This is a genomic window from Streptomyces muensis (assembly GCF_021474425.1).
Taxonomy (GTDB): domain Bacteria; phylum Actinomycetota; class Actinomycetes; order Streptomycetales; family Streptomycetaceae; genus Streptomyces; species Streptomyces muensis.
Window position 1 is genome coordinate 1 of sequence record NZ_JAKEIP010000103.1, and the last position, 21,530, is coordinate 21,530.

Annotated in this window: 23 protein-coding genes and 1 riboswitch; of the genes, 13 read left to right on the forward strand and 10 right to left on the reverse strand. The window is 71.6% G+C overall.

Going from position 1 to position 21,530, the window contains the following annotated elements; all coding sequences use genetic code 11:
• Positions 1-66: 66 nt before the first annotated feature.
• From L0P92_RS23340 to L0P92_RS23355, 4 genes are all read left to right on the forward strand, one after another.
• Entirely contained in the window at positions 67-1,245 is a 1,179-nt protein-coding gene (locus L0P92_RS23340) for an ArsA family ATPase (RefSeq protein WP_234764785.1), read from the forward strand.
• 57 nt (positions 1,246-1,302) lie between these two features.
• Positions 1,303-1,806 (forward strand): DUF5304 domain-containing protein, encoded by a 504-nt coding sequence (locus L0P92_RS23345; RefSeq protein ID WP_234764786.1) that lies wholly within the window; start codon positions 1,303-1,305, stop codon positions 1,804-1,806.
• A 117-nt stretch (positions 1,807-1,923) separates the two neighbouring features.
• Positions 1,924-2,877, forward strand: a complete 954-nt coding sequence (locus L0P92_RS23350) for an ROK family glucokinase (RefSeq protein ID WP_234764787.1) — start codon at positions 1,924-1,926, stop codon at positions 2,875-2,877.
• Between the two features lie 130 nt (positions 2,878-3,007).
• Complete coding sequence (locus L0P92_RS23355; protein WP_234764788.1) at positions 3,008-3,754, forward strand: endonuclease/exonuclease/phosphatase family protein; 747 nt, start codon at positions 3,008-3,010, stop codon at positions 3,752-3,754.
• Between the two features lie 27 nt (positions 3,755-3,781).
• Here the strand turns inward: L0P92_RS23355 and L0P92_RS23360 are convergent, their stop codons facing one another.
• Together L0P92_RS23360 and L0P92_RS23365 are read right to left on the reverse strand one after the other, a co-directional pair.
• Positions 3,782-4,474: a hypothetical protein gene (locus L0P92_RS23360; RefSeq protein ID WP_234764789.1), complete on the reverse strand. Its 693-nt coding sequence runs from the start codon at positions 4,472-4,474 to the stop codon at positions 3,782-3,784.
• On the reverse strand, positions 4,467-5,246 hold the full coding sequence (locus tag L0P92_RS23365) for an alpha/beta hydrolase (RefSeq protein WP_234764790.1): 780 nt from the start codon (positions 5,244-5,246) through the stop codon (positions 4,467-4,469). Before L0P92_RS23365 ends, L0P92_RS23360 begins: the two co-directional genes overlap by 8 nt.
• Positions 5,247-5,384: 138 nt before the next feature.
• On the opposite strand from L0P92_RS23365, the gene L0P92_RS23370 reads away from it, so the two are divergent.
• The 4 genes from L0P92_RS23370 (at position 5,385) to L0P92_RS23385 (ending at position 9,286) form a co-directional block, all read left to right on the forward strand.
• Positions 5,385-6,119, forward strand: a complete 735-nt coding sequence (locus L0P92_RS23370) for a lysophospholipid acyltransferase family protein (protein ID WP_234764810.1) — start codon at positions 5,385-5,387, stop codon at positions 6,117-6,119.
• Between the two features lie 72 nt (positions 6,120-6,191).
• On the forward strand, positions 6,192-7,421 hold the full coding sequence (gene macS / locus L0P92_RS23375) for a MacS family sensor histidine kinase (RefSeq protein ID WP_234764791.1): 1,230 nt from the start codon (positions 6,192-6,194) through the stop codon (positions 7,419-7,421).
• Positions 7,418-8,119, forward strand: coding sequence for a response regulator (locus L0P92_RS23380; RefSeq protein WP_234764792.1), 702 nt, complete (start codon positions 7,418-7,420; stop codon positions 8,117-8,119). Before macS ends, L0P92_RS23380 begins: the two co-directional genes overlap by 4 nt.
• A gap of 138 nt (positions 8,120-8,257) precedes the next feature.
• Positions 8,258-9,286, forward strand: coding sequence for a 6-phosphofructokinase (locus tag L0P92_RS23385; RefSeq protein ID WP_234764793.1), 1,029 nt, complete (start codon positions 8,258-8,260; stop codon positions 9,284-9,286).
• 60 nt (positions 9,287-9,346) lie between these two features.
• On the opposite strand, the gene L0P92_RS23390 is transcribed toward L0P92_RS23385, so the two are convergent.
• Both L0P92_RS23390 and L0P92_RS45750 read right to left on the reverse strand, forming a co-directional pair.
• On the reverse strand, positions 9,347-11,203 hold the full coding sequence (locus tag L0P92_RS23390) for an anthranilate synthase family protein (RefSeq protein ID WP_234764794.1): 1,857 nt from the start codon (positions 11,201-11,203) through the stop codon (positions 9,347-9,349).
• Between the two features lie 106 nt (positions 11,204-11,309).
• Entirely contained in the window at positions 11,310-11,366 is a 57-nt protein-coding gene (locus L0P92_RS45750; protein ID WP_071528813.1) for a trp operon leader peptide, read from the reverse strand.
• Between the two features lie 96 nt (positions 11,367-11,462).
• On the opposite strand from L0P92_RS45750, the gene L0P92_RS23395 reads away from it, so the two are divergent.
• Together L0P92_RS23395 and L0P92_RS23400 are read left to right on the forward strand one after the other, a co-directional pair.
• A complete protein-coding gene (locus L0P92_RS23395) occupies positions 11,463-12,815 on the forward strand; it encodes a class II 3-deoxy-7-phosphoheptulonate synthase (RefSeq protein ID WP_234764795.1) in 1,353 nt (450 codons plus the stop codon).
• Positions 12,816-12,935: 120 nt separating this feature from the next.
• Entirely contained in the window at positions 12,936-13,205 is a 270-nt protein-coding gene (locus L0P92_RS23400) for a (2Fe-2S)-binding protein (RefSeq protein WP_234764796.1), read from the forward strand.
• Here the strand turns inward: L0P92_RS23400 and bfr are convergent.
• Positions 13,202-13,678, reverse strand: coding sequence for a bacterioferritin (gene bfr, locus L0P92_RS23405; RefSeq protein WP_234764797.1), 477 nt, complete (start codon positions 13,676-13,678; stop codon positions 13,202-13,204). The two genes, L0P92_RS23400 and bfr, sit on opposite strands and share 4 nt — an antisense overlap.
• Before the next feature lie 176 nt (positions 13,679-13,854).
• Here bfr and L0P92_RS23410 point away from each other — a divergent pair, with 176 nt between their 5' ends.
• Positions 13,855-14,487, forward strand: a complete 633-nt coding sequence (locus tag L0P92_RS23410; protein WP_062718982.1) for a sulfite oxidase-like oxidoreductase — start codon at positions 13,855-13,857, stop codon at positions 14,485-14,487.
• 38 nt (positions 14,488-14,525) lie between these two features.
• On the opposite strand, the gene L0P92_RS23415 is transcribed toward L0P92_RS23410, so the two are convergent.
• The 5 genes from L0P92_RS23415 to thiO all read right to left on the reverse strand — a co-directional run bounded on the left by L0P92_RS23415 (position 14,526) and on the right by thiO (position 19,735).
• Positions 14,526-15,443: a deoxyribonuclease IV gene (locus L0P92_RS23415; protein WP_234764798.1), complete on the reverse strand. Its 918-nt coding sequence runs from the start codon at positions 15,441-15,443 to the stop codon at positions 14,526-14,528.
• Positions 15,444-15,477: 34 nt separating this feature from the next.
• Positions 15,478-17,415: a Stk1 family PASTA domain-containing Ser/Thr kinase gene (gene pknB, locus L0P92_RS23420; RefSeq protein ID WP_234764799.1), complete on the reverse strand. Its 1,938-nt coding sequence runs from the start codon at positions 17,413-17,415 to the stop codon at positions 15,478-15,480.
• 119 nt (positions 17,416-17,534) lie between these two features.
• Positions 17,535-18,329, reverse strand: a complete 795-nt coding sequence (locus tag L0P92_RS23425) for a thiazole synthase (RefSeq protein ID WP_234764800.1) — start codon at positions 18,327-18,329, stop codon at positions 17,535-17,537.
• 3 nt (positions 18,330-18,332) lie between these two features.
• Positions 18,333-18,572, reverse strand: coding sequence for a sulfur carrier protein ThiS (gene thiS, locus L0P92_RS23430; protein WP_234764801.1), 240 nt, complete (start codon positions 18,570-18,572; stop codon positions 18,333-18,335).
• Entirely contained in the window at positions 18,569-19,735 is a 1,167-nt protein-coding gene (gene thiO, locus L0P92_RS23435) for a glycine oxidase ThiO (protein ID WP_234764802.1), read from the reverse strand. Before thiO ends, thiS begins: the two co-directional genes overlap by 4 nt.
• A riboswitch (TPP riboswitch) is annotated at positions 19,733-19,844 on the reverse strand. (Overlaps the previous gene by 3 nt.)
• A 52-nt stretch (positions 19,845-19,896) precedes the next feature.
• On the opposite strand from thiO, the gene L0P92_RS23440 reads away from it, so the two are divergent.
• The gene (locus tag L0P92_RS23440) at positions 19,897-20,247 is read left to right on the forward strand and encodes an avidin-fold protein (RefSeq protein ID WP_234764803.1); all 351 of its coding nucleotides are present in this window, start codon (positions 19,897-19,899) and stop codon (positions 20,245-20,247) included.
• Between the two features lie 32 nt (positions 20,248-20,279).
• Entirely contained in the window at positions 20,280-21,509 is a 1,230-nt protein-coding gene (locus L0P92_RS23445; RefSeq protein WP_234764804.1) for an NAD(P)/FAD-dependent oxidoreductase, read from the forward strand.
• The last annotated feature ends 21 nt before the right edge of the window (positions 21,510-21,530 follow it).

Consider the following 21,530-nt stretch of genomic DNA (forward strand, 5'->3'; position numbering starts at 1 on the left):
CCCCAGCCCCCACGCCGCGCACCTCCCAACCGGCCTGAACCGCAGCGTCCGTTACGGTTCACCCCCATGCGCACCATCCTGATCACCGGCCCCGGCGGCAGCGGCCGTACCACCGTCGCGGCCGCCACCGCGCTCGCCGCCGCCCGCGAGGGCACCCGCACCCTCGTCCTCAGCGCCGACCGCACCGACACCCTGGGCGCGGCACTCGGCACGAGCACGGGACCGGCCCCGACCGAGGTCGCGGCGCACCTCACCGCCTGGCGCCCCGACGCCGCCACCGGCTTCCGGGACGACCTCGCCGCCTTCCAGGAGCGCGCGGCCTCCGCCCTCGACCTGCTCGGCGCCTCCCGGCTCGACCCGGAAGAGGTCACCCCGCTGCCCGGCGCCGAGGAACTCGCGCTGCTGCGGGCCCTGCGGGACGCCGCGCTGGCCGAGGCACACGACCTCCTCGTCGTCGACCTGCCGGCCACCCCGCACGCCCTCGCCCTGCTCTCCCTCCCCGAGGAACTGCGCCGCTACCTGCGCCGACTGCTCCCGCCCGAACGGCAGGCGGCCCGCGCGCTGCGACCCGTGCTGGGGCGGCTGGCCGGAGTCCCGATGCCCGCGGAGTGGCTGTACGAGACCGGGGCCCGCTGGGACCTCGACCTCGCCGCCGTCGAGGCCGTCGTCGCCGACCGGAACACCGTCGTACGGCTGGTCGCCGAGCCCGGACCGGGCGGCGCCGACGCCGTACGGGCCACCCGCCTCGCCCTCGCCCTGCGCGGTCTGCGCCCCGACCTGCTGGTCGCCAACCGCGTCCTGCCGGAGGCGGAGGCGGTGCCCGGCAGCTGGCTCGCCGCGCCCATCGCCCAGCAGCGCAAGACCCTGGAGGAGTGGCGGGAGGACGGCCACCACGTCCACGGCGTCGCCCACCTCGGCCGGGACCCGCGCGGCGCCCACGACCTCGACGATCTCGCCGTGCCCGCCGTCAACGACACGTCGTCCACGGTCGAGTGGCCCGTCACCGACCGCCTCGCCGAGGACGGCGTCCTCGTCTGGCACATCCCGCTGCCCGGCGCCGTACGCGACGAACTCGACCTCATCCGGCGCGGCGACGAACTCGTCGTCACCGCCGGGCAGTTCCGGCGTATCGTGCCGCTGCCGTCCGCGCTGCGCCGGTGCCGGGTGGACGGGGCCGGACTGCGTGAGGGCGAGCTGCGGATCCGGTTCGTGCCGGATCCCGGTCTCTGGCCGGGCGCACGGTGAAGCAGGTACGCCCGTTCGGGTAACGTCGTAGAGACGAACCGTAGTCAGGAGTCCGTCATGAGCGAAGAGCTCCCCCCGTCCGACGCCGCCGAGCACGAGGCGATCGACGAGGCACGGGCGACCGACGCCGACGCCTGGGCGACGGCGTGCGCCGAGGACCTCGCACAGGAGAAGGCGCGCCGCCGCGCCGAGTACGGTCCGCAGCCGGGCGCCGCCGCAGAGGAACTGCGCAAGCTCGTCGACGCCGTCGCGGACAAGCTGTCCACCCTCCAGTCCCCGCTGCTCGGCGCGGTCGCCGGACCCGCCGCCCAGCAGGTCGTCAAGCAGGTCGTGGAGCAGGCCAAGGCGGCCGTCGAGCCCGTCATAGAGCGCAACCCGGACGTCTTCGACCACCTCGCGGCGGCCGGCGGCGAACTCCTCGCCGCCTACCGCTCCGCCGTCCAGTCCCAGGAACGACGCTGGACCACCCGGGAGACCGGCGGGCACGACCTGGACGAGCGCCCGGACCGCCCCGACCGGGGCGACGACACCGGCCCCGGAGAACGCATCGACCTGGACTGATTCCCCCGGATCCGGAGCCGTCGGCCGAGCCTGTCCGCCGGGCGGACGACGGGGCCCCGACGGCAGGGCCTCGGGTACGGTTGGCCGTAGCGGGGCTCGACCGAAACTGAGGGATTCATGGGACTCACCATCGGCGTCGACATCGGCGGCACGAAGATCGCGGCCGGCGTGGTCGACGAGGAAGGCAACATCCTCTCGACCCACAAGGTGCCGACCCCGGGCACGCCCGAGGGGATCGTGGACGCCATCGCCTCCGCGGTGGAGGGCGCGCGCGCCGGGCACGAGATCGTCGGCGTGGGTATCGGTGCGGCCGGTTACGTCAACCGCCAGCGCTCGGAGGTGTACTTCGCCCCGAACATCGACTGGCGCAACGAGCCGTTGAAGGAGAAGGTCGAGGCCCGCGTCGGCCTCCCGGTCGTCGTGGAGAACGACGCCAACGCGGCCGCGTGGGGCGAGTACAAGTTCGGTGCCGGCAAGGGCCACCGCAACGTCATCTGCATCACCCTGGGCACCGGTCTCGGCGGCGGCATCATCATCGGCAACAAGCTGCGCCGCGGGCACTACGGCGTGGCCGCCGAGTTCGGGCACATCCGCATGGTCCCGGACGGCCTGCTGTGCGGCTGCGGCTCGCAGGGCTGCTGGGAGCAGTACGCCTCCGGCCGCGCCCTGGTCAGATACGCCAAGCAGCGCGCCAACGCCACCCCGGAGAACGCCGAGATCCTGCTCGGCCTCGGCGACGGCAGCCCCGAGGGCATCGAGGGCAAGCACATCTCCATGGCCGCCCGCCAGGGCGACCCGGTCGCCGTCGACTCCTACCGCGAGCTCGCCCGCTGGGCCGGCGCCGGCCTCGCCGACCTGGCCTCCCTCTTCGACCCGTCCGCCTTCATCGTCGGCGGCGGCCTCTCCGACGAGGGCGAACTGGTCCTCGACCCCATCCGCAAGTCCTACAAGCGCTGGCTCGTAGGCGGCAACTGGCGCCCGGTCGCCGACGTCATCGCCGCCCAGCTGGGCAACAAGGCGGGCCTGGTGGGCGCGGCAGACCTGGCCCGCGAGCCGGACCCGATCATGTAAGTCCCTCGCCTTTCGACTTACGGCGGCTGCCACGCCCTCAGGGGCGCGGGGAACTGCGCGACCAGCCACAACGCACCGGCAGTCGCCAACGATCCTCGCGCCCCGAGCCATTGGGCGTACATTGATCCACATGGCGCTGCTCCCAGAGTCCCGCACAGACCCCGACGGTTCAGCCCTCATCCGCGTACTGAGCTACAACATCCGCTCCATGCGCGACGACACCGACGCCCTCGCCCGCGTCATCACCGCCTGCGACCCCGACCTGGTCCTCATCCAGGAAGCCCCCCGCTTCTTCCGCTGGCGCAAGAAACTCTCCCGCCTGGCCCGCGCAGCGAACCTCGTCATCCTCACCGGCGGCGCCACGGCGGCAGGACCCGCCGTCCTGTGCAACCTGCGGGCCACGGTCGAACGCACGGAGGACGTACTCCTCCCCCTCACCCCCGGCCTCCACCGACGCGGCTTCGCCACCGCAGTGGTCCGTTTCGGCGCCGCCCGCCTCGGCGTCCTCAGCTGCCATCTCTCGCTGCAGAAGGACGAGCGCCACGAGCAGGGCGGCATGCTGCTCGACCGGCTCGCCGGGATGGGCGTGGAGCACGCCGTCGCGGGCGGCGATCTGAACGAACGCCCCGCCGGCCCCACCTTCCGCCGTATGGCCGACGCCCTCCAGGACTGCTGGGCCACCGCGCCCTGGGGCGTCGAGTACACCTCGACCCCGGCCGACCCCCACCAGCGCATCGACGCGATCTTCGCCACCAAGGGCATCGAGGTGCTCGGCTGCGGTGTGCCCGTGGGACACCCCGGTGTGACGGAGGCGGACCTGAGGGCGGCCACGGACCACCTTCCGGTCCTGGCCGCCCTCAAAGTACCGGCGTCCTAGAGCGTCCCGGACCTTCCTGGACGGCTCCTAGACGACCGCGCCCCGCCCGGGATCGTCGTCGTCCTCGTCGTCCGTCTTCATCCGCATCACCAGCGTGGCGAACCCGCCCAGGAACCCGCCGATGCCCAGCGTCGCCAGCCACCACGTCATCTCCCAGCCGAGCAGGACGGCGAGCAGCAGCAGGACCGGCCCGCCGATCACGCCGAGCCAGGCGAACTTCGCGGTCGCGTCGGCGGCGGGCAGCGGCGGCGGCTCCGGCGGGACGAAGTGACCCTCGTCGTCCGCGTCGAAGTCGTCCTCGGACGGCTCGGGCACGCTGTAGTCGCGCGGGCCGACGCCGGGGGCGAAGGAGACGGAGCTGCCCAGCGGCTTGACCGGCTTGTCCTCCCGGTCGCCCGTGGGCTCGTCGGCCTGCCTGGCCTTCGCGCCGTTCTCCCCCTTCTCCCCCTTCTCCCCTTTCTCGGGCTTCTCGGGCTTGCGGTCCGCGTCCGTCCCGTCGCTCGTGCCGCCGTTCGTCCCGTCGTTCGTGTCGGACTCCAGCAGCGCCAGGTCCTCCACCGACTTGAACGGCTTCGAGCCCGGCGGGTCCGGCGGCTCCTCGCCGTACCCGGCGACGATCGCGGCCCAGGCAGCGTCCTCGTCGAACGGGACGTGCTGCTCTTCCGGCTCGCGATCGTCGCGGTCCTCACGCCTCTCGCGGTCGGAATCGTGCTCAGCCACGTGCAGTCGTCCCTTCTCTGCCGACGCCGGTAGCGAGCCGGTCGATGAAGCCGATGCTCTGCTCGAAGATCCGGTCCGCGTCATGGTCCAACGTCGCCACGTGATAGCTCTGTTCCAGCACGATCTCCGTTACGTCCGTGGACGACACCCGACTCAGGATCCGGGCCGAGTCCGCCGCCGGCACCGTGTGGTCCTGGGCGCTGCGCAGAAGCAGCAGGGGCTGGGTGACCTGCGGCAACTCGCCGTCGGCCAGCCGGAAGAAGTTGCGCAGCGAGTGGGCCGCGTGCAGCGGCACCCGGTCGTAGCCGATCTCGACGGCGCCCTCCTTGGCGATGTCGCCCACGATCCCCGGTGCCGTGCGGACGAGGTGGCGGGACACCGGCAGGGTGTACGCGGACAGGCCGTGCACCTTGTTCGCCGGGTTGACGACCAGCACGCCGGCCACGCCCTCCCCGTGCTTGGCGGCGAGCCGCAGGGCCAGGGTGGCGCCCATGGAGAGGCCGCCCACGAAGACCCGGGTGCAGCGGTCGCGCAGATTGCGCAGCTCGCGGTCCACCTCGGCGTACCAGTCCTGCCAGCCGGTGAGCCGCATGTCCTCCCAGCGTGTGCCGTGGCCCGGCAGCAGCGGCAGCGAGACGGTGTGCCCCCGCTCGGCGAGATACGCCGCCCAGGGGCGCAGCGACTGAGGGGAACCGGTGAAGCCGTGACAGAGGAGAACTCCGGTCTCCCCGCCCTCGCGGCGGTACGGCTCGGCTCCGGGAAGGACCGGCACCTTGCGGTCTCCTGTTCGTGAGAAGGGCCAGGTGTGGTTCACCGTACGCGACCGCACTGACACCGACCAGGGCCGTCGGCCGCATTGACAGTGCTCCGGGTTAAGGTCTGATCGACAGACACAGGAGGCACTCGGTTGTTGTACGGCGCGATGAAGGTGGCCATCGGGGGACCGTTGAAGGTCGCCTTCAGGCCCTGGGTGGAGGGCCTGGAGAACATTCCGGCCGAGGGCGCCGCGATCCTCGCGAGCAACCACCTGTCGTTTTCCGACTCGTTCTTCCTGCCCGCGGTCCTCGACCGCAAGGTGACCTTCATCGCGAAGGCCGAGTACTTCACGACACCCGGCGTCAAAGGCCGGATGACGGCCGCGTTCTTCAAGGGCGTCGGCCAGCTGCCCGTGGACCGCTCCGGGGCGCGCGGGGCGGGCGAGGCGGCCATCAAGAGCGGCATAGAGGTGCTGGAGCGCGGTGAGCTGTTCGGCATCTACCCGGAGGGCACGCGCTCGCCCGACGGGCGGCTCTACCGGGGCAAGCCCGGCGGCCTCGCGCGCGTGGCGCTCGCCACCGGAGCGCCGGTCATCCCGGTCGCCATGATCGACACCGAGAAGATCCAGCCGCCGGGCCAGGTCATGCCCAAGCTCATGCGGCCCGGCATCCGGATCGGCGAGCCCCTGGACTTCAGCCGGTACCAGGGCATGGAGCACGACCGCTTCGTGCTCCGCGCGCTGACCGACGAGGTCATGTACGAGATCATGAAGCTCTCCGGCCAGGAGTACGTCGACATGTACGCGACCGCCGCCAAGCGGCAGATCGCGGATGCCGCGAAGGCCGAGAAGGAACAGTCGAAGAAGGAACAGGCGAAGAAGCCGAAGTAGGCGGACGGGGAGCGGCCGGGGGGCCCGGACAGGGCAGTCTGGGCGGGCGACTCGGAATCGGGGGGTGGGGGAATGGCCAAGCGCGAGCGGGTCATGAGGATGTCGGTCGAGCAGCCGCTGTGGCGCGCGCTCGCCGGCTACCGGGTGCTGACCATGGTGTACGCCATCGGGCTCTTCGTCAGCGCCTACGACGAGATCGCCCGCCCCTGGGTGGCCGTCGCCTACTACGCCGTACTGGCCGTGTGGACCCTGGCCACCCTGCCCCGGGTCGCGAACGCCGCGAGCTGCACCAAGCGCTTCCTCGCCGTCGACCTCACCGTCGCCCTGGCCGGCATCCTGCTCACCCGGCTCGCCGAGACACCCGCGCGGATCGACGCCGGGGCCCCGACGCTGCCGTCGATATGGACCGCGGGCGCCGTGCTCGCGTTCGCCATCAAGGGCGGCTGGCGCTGGGCCGCCTTCGCCTCCACGCTGGTCGCCGCCGCCAACCTGGTCCACCGCTCCGGCGTACCGACCCGCGACACCGTCCACATGGTGCTGCTCGTCTGGATCGCCTCCATCGCCATCGGCTACGTGGTCGAGGTCGCCCGCGCCTCCGAGCGCACCCTCGCCCGCGCCCTGGAGATCGAGGCCGCGACCCGGGAGCGGGAGCGGCTCGCGCGGGACATCCACGACAGCGTGCTCCAGGTGCTGGCGATGGTGCAGCGGCGTGGCGCCGTCATCGGCGGTGAGGCGGCCGAGCTGGGCCGGATGGCCGGTGAGCAGGAGGTCGCGCTGCGCACGCTGGTCTCGGGCGGTCTTGTGCCCGTCTCCCGCGTGTCGGAGGACAGCGCCGAGGGCGCCGTCGTACGGGCCGTCGAGGAGCCGGACGACTCCACCGGCCCCGTCGATCTGCGTGCGCTGCTCGCCCCCTACGCCGGCGCGAAGGTCAGCCTCGCCGAGCCGGGCGCGCCCGTGACGCTGGCCCCGGCCGCCGCGCGGGAGCTGGCCGCGGCCGTGGGGGCCGCCCTGGACAACGTCCGCAAGCACGCGGGAGAGCACGCGCGCGCGTGGATCCTCGTCGAGGACGAGCCCGACGAGGTGATCGTCACCGTGCGGGACGACGGCCCCGGCATCCCCGAGGGCCGGCTCGCGCAGGCCGAGGGCGAGGGGCGGCTCGGTGTCGCCCTGTCGATCCGGGGACGGCTGCGGGACCTCGGCGGCAGCGCCGAGCTGATCTCGGTGCCGGGCCAGGGCACCGAAGTGGAACTGAAAGTACCGAAGGCCGACAGCGCTTCACGGGGGAAGGCGGGACACCGATGACGGACACCGCGAACGGGCAGGACGCACAGCAGAACCCGATCAAGGTCATGGTGGTCGACGACCACCCCATGTGGCGCGACGCGGTCGCCCGCGACCTGGCCGAGTCCGGCCTCGACGTGGTCGCCACGGCGGGCGACGGCGACCAGGCCGTACGCCGCGCCAAGGCCACCGCCCCCGACGTCCTCGTGCTCGACCTCAACCTGCCGGCCAAGCCCGGCGTCCAGGTCTGCAAGGAACTGGTCGCCCACAACCCCGCGCTCCGCGTCCTGGTCCTGTCCGCGAGCGGCGAGCACGCCGACGTGCTGGAGGCCGTGAAGTCGGGCGCCACCGGCTATCTGCTGAAGTCGGCCTCCACGGAGGAACTCCTCGAAGCGGTGCGCCGTACGGCCGTCGGCGACCCGGTGTTCACCCCGGGTCTGGCCGGACTGGTCCTCGGCGAGTACCGCCGCCTGGCCTCCGACCCGGGACCCGCCGCCCCGGACGCCGACCAGCCGGGGGCCCCGCAGCTCACCGAGCGCGAGACCGAGGTGCTGCGGCTCGTCGCCAAGGGCCTGAGCTACAAGCAGATCGCCGAACGCCTGGTCATCTCCCACCGCACGGTGCAGAACCACGTCCAGAACACCCTTGGCAAACTCCAGCTGCACAACCGCGTGGAGCTGGTGCGGTACGCGATAGAGCGCGGCCTCGACGACGAGTGATCCATCGGCCGTCCGATTGACGGCGCGTAAACCGAACACCCGGCAGTTCACCGGAATTGCCGTTCCGACCCATCCCGCTGTGACCTGGCTCACCATTAGCGTGGCCTCACCAGGCAACCGCGGCGAAGGGATTTTTCCATGCGGGTCGGAGTACTGACCGGAGGCGGCGACTGCCCCGGTCTCAACGCCGTCATCCGGGCCGTCGTCCGCAAGGGCGTGCAGGAGTACGGCTATGACTTCGTCGGCTTCCGGGACGGCTGGCGAGGTCCGCTCGAGAACGACACCGTCCGTCTCGACATCCCCGCCGTGCGCGGCATCCTGCCCCGCGGCGGCACCATCCTCGGCTCCTCGCGCACCAACCCGCTGAAGCAGGAGGACGGCATCCGCCGGATCAAGGAGAACCTCGCCAAGCAGGAGGTCGAGGCGCTCATCGCGATCGGCGGCGAGGACACCCTCGGCGTCGCCGCCCGCCTCTCCGACGAGTACGGCGTGCCCTGTGTCGGCGTGCCGAAGACCATCGACAACGACCTGTCCGCCACCGACTACACCTTCGGCTTCGACACCGCCGTCGGCATCGCGACCGAGGCGATCGACCGGCTGCACACCACCGCCGAGTCCCATATGCGCGTCCTGGTCTGCGAGGTGATGGGCCGTCACGCCGGCTGGATCGCCATCCACTCCGGGCTGGCCGGCGGCGCCAACGTCATCCTCATCCCCGAGCAGCGTTTCGACGTCGACCAGGTCTGCGCCTGGATCACCTCGCGCTTCAAGGCGTCGTACGCACCCATCGTGGTCGTCGCCGAGGGCGCCATGCCGAAGGACGGCGACATGGTCCTCAAGGACGAGTCGCTGGACTCCTTCGGACACGTCCGGCTCTCCGGCGTCGGCGAATGGCTGGCCAAGGAGATCGAGAAGCGCACCGGCAAGGAGGCCCGTACGACGGTCCTCGGCCACATCCAGCGCGGCGGCACCCCGAGCGCCTTCGACCGCTGGCTCGCCACCCGCTTCGGCCTGCACGCCATCGAGGCCGTGCGCGACCGCGACTTCGGCAAGATGGTCGCCCTGCGCGGCACGGACATCGTGCGGGTCCCGATCGGGGAGGCGACGGCGAAGCTGAAGACGGTGGACCCGAAGCTGTACGAGGAGGTCGGGGTGTTCTTCGGCTGATCCCTCGGCCGATCGGGCAACGGAAGTCCGGGGGCCGACCGCGGGCCGGCCCCCGGACGGCTATACGGTCGTGTTGCGCAGCTGCCCCACCAACTCCCGTACGACAGCTGCCCCGTCGAGCGTCAGGATCGACTCCGGGTGGAACTGCACACCGGCGAAGCCGGGCCCCCGTACGGCATGCACCTCCCCGTTGTCGGCCCGGCTCACCTCCACTCCGTGCGCGGACAGCTCCTCGGCCACCTCGTCGTCGCAGCGCGCCACGAAGCTGTTGTAGAAACCGACCGTCTCCGGCCGCCCGAACAGGTCGATCGTCGTCTGCGCGCCCTGGTACGGCACTTCCTTCCGTACGATCTCCAGCCCGAGCTCGGCCGCGATCAGCTCGTGCCCGAGGCAGACACCGAGCACGCCGTGCCGGTGGCCGCGGACGACCTGGGCGGCGAGGTCGCGCAGGAAGCGCATCTTGGGGTCGGTGAGGTCGGAGGGATCACCGGGGCCGGGGCCCAGCACCACCGGCCCCTCGTGCGCGAGCACGGCCTCCCGCAGCCCGTCCTCGTCGTAGCGCCGCACGGTCACCTCCAGCCCGCTCGACCGCAGCACATGCGCGAGCATCGCCGTGAAGGTGTCCTCGCCGTCGACGACCAGGGCGTGTCCGCTCAGCTCCTCGGACCGCTCCTGCATCCGCAGCCAGAACGGGGCCAGCGAGGCCCGGCGCCCGTCGAGGGCGGCACGCACGCGCGGGTCGTCGGCGAGACGCACGCGCGCGTGCTCCGCGCGAGGCCGGGACGGCCGTACCCCGAGAGCCGCCAGGACGCCCGCCGCCTTCGCGTGGGTCTCCGCGACCTCGCTCGCCGGGTCCGAGCCGCGCACGAGCGTCGCGCCGACCGGCACCCGCAGCCCGCCCGCCGCGTCGATGTCGGCGGTGCGGATGAGGATGGGGGAGTCCAGGGTCTGGGCCCCGCCCGAGTCCCGGCCGATGAGGGCCAGTGCCCCGGCGTAGTAGCCGCGCCCTCCGACCTCGTGCCGCTCGATCACCCGGCAGGCGTTCTGCACCGGCGAGCCGGTGACCGTCGCCGCGAACATGGTCTCCTTCAGGACCTCCCGCACATCCAGCGAGGACTTCCCGCGCAGCTCGTACTCGGTGTGCGCGAGGTGCGCCATCTCCTTCAGCCGGGGGCCGACCACGACCCCGCCCATGTCGCCGACCGTGCACATCATCTTGAGCTCCTCGTCGACGACCATCGACAGCTCCTCGATCTCCTTGCCGTCGGCGAGGAAGTCGAGCAGATGCTCGGGGGTGGGGCCCTCGGCGGGGTAGCGGTACGTCCCGCTGATCGGGTTCATGACGACGGTCCCGCCGGACATCCGCACGTGCACCTCGGGGCTCGCCCCGACCAGCGTCCGCTCCCCGGTGTGCACGACGAAGGTCCAGTACGCGCCCCGCTCGCCCTCCAGCAGCCGCCGGAACAGCGCCAGCGCGTCGGCCCGTCCGAACCCGGGGATCTGTCCCTCGTACGTCCGCCGGATCACGAAGTTCGCGCCCTCGCCGCGCCCGATCTCCTCGCGCAGCACACGCCCGACGATCTCGCCGTACTCCTCGTCGCCGACGTCGAAGCCACCGCCCTCGACCCGCACGGCGTGGCACGGGAGCTGCTCCAGCGCGTCGGCGAGCGGGATGCCGTAGGTCTCCTCGGGGGTCAGCACCGTCAGCGGTGTGCCGTCGTCGCGGACGTCGAAGCCGCGCTCGCGGATCTGCCGGAAGGGGACGAGGGCCAGGCCCTCGTCGGGAAGGTCGGCCAGGCGGTCGTACGTGGCGACCGGGCCGATCAGGACCTCGACCGTCTCGTGGTCCTGGCCCGGGGTGCGGCGGCGCAGCAGGGCGAACGGGCGGGGATCGTCCAGCAAGCCGAGCAGGTTCATGGGTCCGTGCTCCTTCTCCGTGGGATTTCGGTGGGAGAGGAACGGACCCCGGAAACGCCGAAGGCCGCCCCTCGGGCGGCCTTCGCGAAGTCTGTCGTACGCGCGATCAGTGGGCCGCCGGATGAGCGGTCCACCACCAGTTCTGGGTCGAGTGCGCGAACATGCCAGGCACCCTACCCCATGTCCGAGTCGTGTACCCCGTGTCTCAATTGCTGGTCATGGGGCAGGACGCCCGACACGACCCCGTAATGTTGAGTGCGTGACCGTGAACGCTAAGACCAGCGCGAGTGCTGGCAACACCTGGCGAGACCTGCCCGCGGCGCAGCAGCCCGAGTACCCCGACCTTGAGGCTCTGCGCGCAGTCGTTGCGGACCTCGAGTCGTATCCGCCGCTCGTCTTCGCGGGCGAGTGCGACCAGCTGCGCGCCCGGATGGCGGCCGTCGCCAAGGGAGAGGCGTTCCTCCTCCAGGGCGGCGACTGCGCCGAGGCCTTCGACGCGGTGTCCGCGGACCAGATCCGCAACAAGCTCAAGACCCTGCTCCAGATGGGCGCCGTGCTGACGTACGCCGCCTCGGTGCCGGTCGTGAAGGTCGGCCGGATCGCCGGCCAGTACTCCAAGCCGCGCTCGAAGCCGACCGAGACCCGCGACGGCGTGACCCTGCCGACCTACCGCGGCGACTCCGTCAACGGCTTCGACTTCACCGAGGCCGCCCGCGTCCCGGACCCCGAGCGCCTGAAGCGGATGTACAACGCGTCCGCCTCCACGCTCAACCTGGTGCGCGCCTTCACCACCGGCGGTTACGCCGACCTGCGCCAGGTGCACGCCTGGAACCAGGACTTCGTGAAGTCGTCCCCGTCCGGTCAGCGCTACGAGCAGCTGGCGCGCGAGATCGACAACGCGCTGAACTTCATGCACGCCTGCGGGGCCGACCCGGAGGAGTTCAAGACCGTCGAGTTCTACTCCTCGCACGAGGCGCTGCTGCTCGACTACGAGTCGGCGCTGACCAGGGTCGACTCCCGCACCGGCAAGCTGTACGACGTCTCCGCGCACATGGTGTGGATCGGCGAGCGCACCCGGCAGCTGGACCACGCGCACATCGAGTTCGCCTCGAAGATCCGCAACCCGATCGGCATCAAGCTCGGCCCGACGACGACGGCCGAGGAGGCGCTGCAGTACATCGAGCGCCTGGACCCCGAGCGTGAGCCGGGCCGGCTGACCTTCATCGTCCGCATGGGCGCCGACAAGGTCCGCGACAAGCTCCCCGAGCTGGTCGAGAAGGTCACCGCCTCCGGCGCGACCGTGGCCTGGGTGACCGACCCGATGCACGGCAACACCTTCGAGGCGGCCTCCGGTCACAAGACCCGTCGCTTCGACGACGTGCTCGACGAGGTCAAGGGCTTCTTCGAGGTCCACAAGGCCCTCGGCACCCACCCGGGCGGCATCCACGTCGAGCTCACCGGCGACGACGTCACCGAGTGCGTGGGCGGTGGCGACGAGATCTTCGTCGACGATCTGCACCAGCGCTACGAGACGGCCTGCGACCCGCGCCTGAACCGCAGCCAGTCGCTGGACCTGGCGTTCCTCGTCGCCGAGATGTACAGGGACCAGTAACAGGTTCGGTTGTTACACGCAGGTGGGGTGGGGCGCGGATCACATACGATCCGGGCCCCACCCCACTTTTATGGCTCCTGTGCGGCGGGTAAGGTTAGGTTAGCCTCACCGATCAAGGGGATGGCACGACTTCGATCCCGCCGGGAGGTGAACCGCGTGTACGTCTGCAGTTGCTTCGGCATCACCGAGCAGCAGGTCAAGAAGCACGCGGCGGACGGTGCCTGCACTCCCCGCCAGGTGGCCTCGGCCTGCAAGGCCGGCACCGACTGCGGATCGTGCGTACGCCGTATCCAGGCGCTCCTGGGCAGGGGCGCGTGCCCGCGCCGGGAGCTGGTCGAGCGCGGTCAGCCGGTGCTCTCCGAGCTGGAGGACCTGGACGAGGCCGCCTAGCTCGGCTGCTCGATCTGCTGCGCGATGTACAGCGCCTCACCCAGCTTGTCGATGAGCTCCAGCTGGGTGTCCAGGTAGTCGATGTGGTGCTCCTCGTCCTCGAGGATCGACTCGAAGAGGTTCGCGGACGTGATGTCGCCCTTGGTGCGCATCACGTCGATACCCCGCTTGAGGCGGTCGATCGCCTCGACCTCGACCTGCCGGTCGGCCTGGAACATCTCGGTGACCGTCTGGCCGACCCGCACATGGAACAGGCGCTGGTAATTGGGCAGGCCGTCCAGCATGAGAATGCGCTCGGTGATCTTGTCCGCGTGCTTCATCTCATCGATGGACTCTTCACGCGTGTACTTGGCGAGCTTCGTCCAGCCTTTGTTGTCCTGGATCCGGTAGTGCAGCCAGTACTGGTTGATCGCCGTCAGCTCGCCGGTCAGCTGCTCGTTCAGGAATTCGAGGACCTCGGGGTCGCCCTGCATCGCAGAGGCTCCTTCCACGCGGGGGAACTGGCAGGTTGCGCCGCATGATTGCACCGGCAGCGAAGATCGTCCAGTAAGTCTTCACTTAGTAAGTTAGGGCATGCTTAGTCCGTTATGCGGCGAATTGAGCAGGGGTGTGGTCAGGTGCACTGCCCCAGGTCTGTCAGGATGGAGTCATGGGTCAGCCGGTGGAGCGCGAAGGTGGAGCAGCAGCACACTCCGAGCTTCCGCCGGGACAGCGGGTGCAGCGCGGCTGGCCTGTCACGCACTACGGACCGGTCCCCAAGTTCCGGCCCGAACGCTGGGAGTTCAGGGTGTTCGGGGCCACCGCCGACGGCGAGAAGCACTGCTGGACCCACGAGGAGTTCACGGCCCTGCCGTACAAGACCGTCCTCGCCGATCTGCACTGCGTCACGAAGTTCAGCATGCTCGGCGCGGAGTGGGGCGGCATTCCGGCCCGGACGATCCTGGAGATCGCCCCGCCGGCGCCGGCCGTCACCCATGTGATGGTGTGGGCGGAGTACGGCTTCAGCTCCAATCTGCGCCTGGCCGACTTCGCCTCCGAGCGCGCGATCTTCGCCACCCACAAGGACGGCGAACTGCTCACCGCGGAGCACGGCTTCCCGCTCCGCCTGGTCGTCCCGCATCTGTACGCCTGGAAGGGGCCCAAGTGGGTCCGTGGCGTGGAGTACATGACCGCCGACCGCCGCGGCTTCTGGGAGGAGCGCGGCTACCACAACATCGGCGACCCCTGGAAGGAACAGCGGTACTCGTACCAGGAGGAGCCCGGGGACGGGCCCGAGCTCTGACCCCCGCTTCCCCCGCGCCGTGCGTCCCGGAGCTTCTGCTAAGCGTCCCGAAGCTTCTTCAGCCGCTCCACGTCCGCCGCGTGGCCTTCCTTCCCGCCGGGCGTCTCGATGATCAGCGGTACGCCCTCGGTGGCCGGGTGGGTCATCAGCGCCCGGAACGGGTCCTCGCCGATATGACCCGCGCCGATGTTCTCGTGCCGGTCCTTGTGCGCGCCGACGACGTCCTTGGAGTCATTGGCGTGGATCAGCTTCAGCCGGCCCTCGCCGACCGTGTCCACCAGCAGGTCGAGGGTCTGGTGCATGCCCGACGGGCCGGTCAGGTCATGGCCGGCGGCGAAGATGTGGCAGGTGTCCAGGCACACGCCCAGCTTCGGATGGGCGTCCAGCGCCTCGAAGTACGGCCCGAAGTCCCAGGTGCGGGAGCAGAGCGAGGCGCCCTGCCCGGCGGTGGACTCCAGGAGCAGATACGGGTCGTCGTCATGGGTCAGCTCGTCGAGCAGCGGCAGCAGGTGCTCCCGTACCTGTCGCAGGGCCACCGAGCGCTCCCGGCCACCGGTCGCGCTGCCGGTGTGCACGACCACGCCCAGCGCGCCGATCTCCCGCCCGCGGCGCAGCGAGTGCCGTAGCGACTCCACCGACTTCTCGACCGTCGCCTCGGTGTGCGAGCCGAAGTTGATCAGGTACGGCGCGTGCACATACGCCGGGATCGACTCGGCCGCGCAGATCGCGCGGAACTCCTCGTCCTGCCGCGGGTTCCCGGCCGGCGTCGCCCAGCCGCGCGGGTTGGCGACGAAGACCTGGACCGTCTCGGCCTTGAGGTCGTGGGCGTAGGTGAGCCCGACGGAGCTGAGGCCGCCGGCCACGGGGACGTGGCCGCCGACGGGATTGCGGGAGACGGGACTGCCGGAGGGGCCGGGAGGGGTTCCCGGGGCGGCGGCGGACTGCTGGCTCTTCACCCGTTCAGGGTGTCATGGCCGCCACCGGCCCCGGTCAGCGGATGGTGATCGTGATCGTCGACCCCTTGGGCGCCGTCTTCCCGCCCTTCACGGACTGCTTCTTGACCGTGTCGCCGAACAGCCCGAGCAGGCCACGGTCCTCGTCGACCTCGAAGCCGGCGCCCTCCAGCGCGGCCTTGGCGTCGTCGACGCTGTCGCCGACCACGTCCGGGACCTCGATCATCTCGGGGCCCTTGGACAGCGTCAGGGTGACGGTGTCGCCCTCGGCGGCCGGCTTGCCGCCCGCCGCCGGGGTCTGCTGGGCGACCTGGCCCGCGTCGAACTCGGAGTTGACGCGGGTAGGGGCGATCTTCACCTTCAGACCGGCCTCCTCCAGCTCGGCCCGCGCGTCGGCCGGGCTGTCGCCGGTGACGTCCGGGACGTCCACCGGGCTGCCCTTGCTGACGGTGAGCTCGACCGCGGAGCCGGAGCGGACCTTGGTGCCGGTCCCGGGGACCGACGCGATCACCGAGCCCCTGGTGACGTCGTCGTTGAACTCCCGGTTCACGACGCCCGGCTCCAGGCCGATCTCCTTCAGCTCGCTCCTCGCCTTGTCCAGCGGATAGCCCTGGAGATCGGGCACCTTCACGGTCTTCGGCCCCAGCGAGAGGACCAGACCGACCGAGTCGTTGTGCCGGATACGGGCGCCCGACTTCGGGTCCGAGCTGATGACGGTGCCGCGGTCGAAGGTGTCGCTGTACTCGCGCTCGACCTTGCCGACCTCCAGCCCGGCCTCCTCCAGCCGGTCCTTGGCCTGCGCCTCGGTCTTGGACATCAGCGGCGGGACCTCGGTGAACTGGCCGGAGTTGATGTACCAGATGCCGACGCCGAGGCCGAGGGCCAGCAGGACGGCGGCCACGATGATCAACGGACCGCGCGGAGCACGCGCGGCCCGCGAGCGCCGGGGCGGCGGAGGCGGGGGCGCCTCCAGCCGGCTGGTCCGGTTGAAGACGGCCTCGGGCTCGTCCTCGTTCACGGGCAGCGGCCGCTGGATCGTCAGCGCGCGCGGGATCACGCTCGTACGGTCGTCGGCGTTGCCGTGCTCCGTCGTGAGCGCCTGCGGCGGCACCGCGTCCAGCTGGTCCTCGCTGAGCGCGGCGCGCGTCTGCCGGGCCTGCGCGAGCAGCGCCACGGCGTCGTACGGCCGCAGGTCCGGGGTGCGCGCGGTGGCCGACGCGACCAGCTCGTCGAGCTCGTACGCCAGCCCTGGCGCGATCACCGAGGGCGGCGGGACGTCTTCGTGCAGATGCTTGTAGAGCACCACGGCCGGGGAGTCCCCGTCATGCGGCTTCTCACCGGTGAGCATCTCGTAGAGCACGACCCCGCACGCGTACACGTCGACGCGGGCGTCGGCTGCGCCGGGCTCCTCGATCTGCTCGGGCGCGAGATAGGAGACGGTGCCGAGCACGGCACCGGTGGTGCTGGTCACGGTGTCCACGGACCGCACGAGCCCGAAGTCGGCGACCTTGACCCGGCCGTCGTCCCCTATCAGCACGTTCTCCGGCTTCATGTCCCGGTGCACGAACCCGGCCCGGTGCGCGGCGCCGAGCGCGGCGAGCACCGGCTCCAGGATGTCCAGGGCGGCCCGGGGCTGCAGCGCCCCGCGCTCGCGCAGGACGTCACGCAGGGTGCAGCCCGCGACGTACTCCATCGCGAGATAGACGTACGACCCGTCGGTGCCCTGGTCGAAGACCTGCACCACATTGGGGTGCGCCAGCCGGGCGACGGACTTCGCCTCCCGGATGAACCGCTCCACGAAGACCCCGTCGACAGCCAGGGCCGGATGCATCACCTTGAGCGCGAGGACGCGGTCCAGGCGGGTGTCCACGGCCCGGTAGACCGTGGCCATCCCGCCGACGGCGATCCGCGCGTCCACGCGATACCGGCCGTCGAGCACCTGCCCGACCAGAGGGTCCTGAAGGGTCGTATCCACGCAGGTGAGTGTACGAGCCGACACTGACACGCCGACGGGTTCGGCCGGGATCGGGCCGGTACTGAAGCCGACCTGTGACGCATGCCTCATTGGCCGAAGACGTTCTATCGAACGGGCGTTCAGAATGCGGGGCGTTCCGGATCCAGCCGTGCCATGCCCTCCACCGGGGACGACGCCTCCGCGAAGTGCCGCTTCGGAATCCTCCCCGCCCGGTACGCCAACCGCCCCGCCTCCACCGCGTGCCGCATCGCGTCGGCCATCAGTACCGGCTCCTGCGCCCGCGTCACCGCCGAGGCGAGCATCACACCCGCGCACCCCAGCTCCATCGCGAGCGCCGCGTCCGACGCCGTACCGGCGCCCGCGTCCAGAATCACCGGCACGCGCGCGTGCTCCATGATCAACTGGAAGTTGTGCGGATTGCGGATCCCGAGCCCCGATCCGATCGGGGAGCCCAGCGGCATGATCGCCGCACAGCCCACGTCCTGGAGCTTCCGCGCCAGCACAGGGTCGTCGTTGGTGTACGGCAGCACCGTGAACCCGTCGTCCACCAGCGTCTCCGCCGCGTCCAGCAGCTCGATCGGATCCGGCAGCAGCGTCCGCTCGTCGGCGATGACCTCCAGCTTGATCAGATCCGTACCGAGCGCCTCGCGCGCGAGGCGGGCCGTCAGCACGGCCTCTCCGGCGGTGAAGCACCCCGCCGTGTTCGGCAGCACCCGGATCCCGAGCCTCTCCAGGACCGACAGCACGGAGCCGTGCACCGAAGGGTCCACCCGCCGCATCGCGACCGTGGTCAGCTCCGTCCCGGACGCCACCAGCGCCCGCTCCAGGACCTCCAGGCTGGGCGCCCCGCCCGTGCCCATGATCAGCCGGGACGTGAAGGACGTGTCGCCGATGACAAAGGGATCGTCGGCCATGGTTCAGCCTCCTTGGACGGCGGTGAGGACCTCGACGCGGTCGCCCTCGGAGAGGGACGTCGACGGCCACTGCGCGCGCGGGACGACGGTTTCGTTCAGAGCGGCGGCCACTCCGGAGGGCGCCGCGGTGAGGGACGTGACGAGCGTGTCGAGAGCCGTGCCCGGCTCGATCTGCCGACGCTCGCCGTTGACCGAGATGGTGACGGGTGTGTCCGGAGTGTCAGGGGTGAAGGGGGTGTTCATGCGGGCTGCTCCGTGAGTGCGGCGGCGCTGAAGCGCCGGGGCGTGAACGGACGGGCCTCGTCCGGGAGTTCACCGGTGGTCAGGACATGCGCCATGGCATCGCCGGTGACCGGCGTGAGCAGCACGCCGTTGCGGTAGTGCCCGGTGGCCAGCGACAGCCCGGCAAGCTCCGTCGGGCCGAGCAGCGGCGCGTTGTCGGGGGAGCCCGGGCGCAGACCCGCGCGGGTCTCGGTGAGCGGCAGCTCCGTGATGCCCGGCACCAGCTCGTGGGCGTCGCGCAGCAGCTCGTACACCCCGCCCGCGGTCACCGTCGTGTCCCAGCCCAGCTCCTCGCTCGTCGCCCCGACGACCAGCTCCCCGCTCTCGCGCGGCACCAGATACACCTGGCTGCCGCGCACCACGGCCCGCACGGTCCGGCTCAGGAACGGCGCGTACCGCTTTGGCACGGTCAGCCGCAGCACCTGCCCCTTCACGGGGCGCACCGGCGGCAGTACGTCGTCCGGGACGCCCGCGAGGCGCCCGCTGAGGCTGCCGCCCGCCAGGACCACCTGGCCGGCGCCCAGCCCGGTACCGTCCGTCGTGGTGACACCGGCCGCCCGGTCCCGTACGACGTCGAGGCGCTCGGCCCAGGCGCGGTGGAAGGCCACCCCGGCCCGCTCGCACGCGGCCACCAGCGCCCCGGCCAGCCGCCGCGGGTCGATCTGGTGGTCGCCGTCCACCCGCAGCCCGCCGCGCACACCCGGCGCGAGCATCGGCTCCAGGCGCCGGCACTCACGCCCCGACAACCACTCGGAGTCAAGACCCGACTGGCGCTGCAAGGTGTGCAGTTCGCGCAGATGGGCACGGTCGTCGGCGTCCAGGGCCACGGCGAGCGTGCCGCACCGGCGGTAGCCGAGGTCGTGGCCGGTGACGTCGGTGAGCTCGGCCGCGAAGTCCGGGTAGCGGCGGGCCGAGGCGAGGTTCAGGCCGAGCAGGGTCTGCTCGCCGTAGTGCAGTTCCGTGACGGCGGCCAGCATTCCGGCCGCCACCTGGGCGGCCCCGCCGCCCGGCTCAGGATCCACGACGGTCGTCGTGAACCCGCGCTGTGCGGCCCGCCACGCCGTGACCAGGCCGATGATTCCGCCCCCGATGACGAGGACGTCTGACGTACGCGTACGCGACATGGGCGTCCAGCCCCTCCCTTCGCCGGCATGACCCGGATCAGGTTCGTACGGTCGGAGGCCGCCAGCCTCCCTCTCAGCCCGGTGCGTCCGGGCTCCCGCGAGTGCTCTACGTTGGCCACCCTAGCCCGCCGCCGTATGCCTCAGTAAGGGAGCCTCCGCCCGTGGCCTGCTCGCTCGACGGTCTCGTCCTCACCCCTGTCGCCGATCAAGCCCCAGGTCAGGTGGGTACCCGCACCCGGTTCACCTACCACGAGAAGGACGGCGAGATCTGGGCCGAGTACACGGGCGGCGACGTCGTACGCGGGTACCTGGTGGGCACCAGGGACGGCGACCGGCTGGACTTCCGGTACGTGCAGCTGAAGCGGGACGGGACGACCTCTTCCGGGCACTGTGTGTCGACGGTGGCCGAGCTGCCCGACGGGCGGGTGCGGCTGGACGAGACCTGGGAGTGGGAGTCGCAGGACGGCTCGGGAACCAGCGTTGTGGAGCAGGTCACCGAGCACGCCCGCTGACTGACGAACAGTCACTTGTCTATGGTGATCAGGTGAGCGAGCAGACGCAGCAACGGGGCATGTCACCGACGCCCCGCGTGGTCATCGCCGGCGCGGGCATGGCCGGGGTGCAGACAGCGGTCGCCCTGCGGGAACAGGGCTTCACCGGGGCCGTCACCCTGATCGGCGCCGAGCCCCACCAGCCGTACGACCGGCCGCCCCTGTCCAAGGCCGTACTGCTCGGAAAGGCCGAGGGCTCCGCCTTCGACGTCGACTTCGAGGCGCTCGGCATCGAACTGCGACTCGGGCGCGAGGTGCTGGGCGTGCGCCCCGCCGACCACGAGCTCGACACCGAGGCCGGGCCCGTCCCGTACGACGCCCTCGTGCTGGCCACCGGCGCCGAACCGATCCGGCTGCCGGGCGCGGAGGGCGTGCCCGGCGTGCATCTGCTGCGCACCCTGGACGACGCCGAGCGGCTGCGGCCGGTGCTCGGGCGGCAGCACGACATCGTGGTCGTCGGCGCGGGCTGGATCGGCGCGGAGTTCGCCACCGCCGCGCGCGAGGCGGGCTGCGCGGTGACCGTGGTGGAGGCCGCCGACCGGCCGCTCGCGGGGGCGCTGCCCGCGGAGGTGGCCGCGCCGATGACCGCCTGGTACGAGGACAGCGGGGCGGTGCTGCGCACCCACGCGCGCGTGGAGCGCGTCGAGCCCGGCGCGGTGATCCTCGACGACGGCTCGCGGCTGCCCGCCGGCGCCGTCGTCGTCGGCATCGGGGCCCGGCCCGCGACGGCCTGGCTGGCCGGCTCCGGCATCGAGCTCGGCGCGCACGGCGAGGTCGTGGCCGACGACCGGCTGCGCAGCTCCGTGCCGGACGTCTACGCGGTCGGCGACTGCGCCTCCTTCCCTTCGGGAAGGTATGGCGAGCGCCTGCTGGTCCACCACTGGGACAACGCGCTCCAGGGCCCGCGTACGGTCGCCGCGAACATCCTCGGCGAGACCTCCGCGGTCTACGACCCCGTGCCGTACTTCTGGTCCGAGCAGTTCGGCCGTTTCGTCCAGTACGCCGGCCATCACGCCGGCGCCGACACGCTGCTGTGGCGCGGCGACCCGTCGGGCCCGGCCTGGACCGTCTGCTGGCTGCGGGGCGACCGGCTCGTCGCCCTGCTGGCGGTGGGCCGGCCGAGGGACCTGGCGCAGGGGCGGCGGCTGATCGAGGCGGGCACGCCGATGAACGCGGAGCTGCTGGTGGACCCCGCGAAGCCGATGAAGACGGCGACGGCGTAGCGCGCCTGTCCTGCCCGGGTG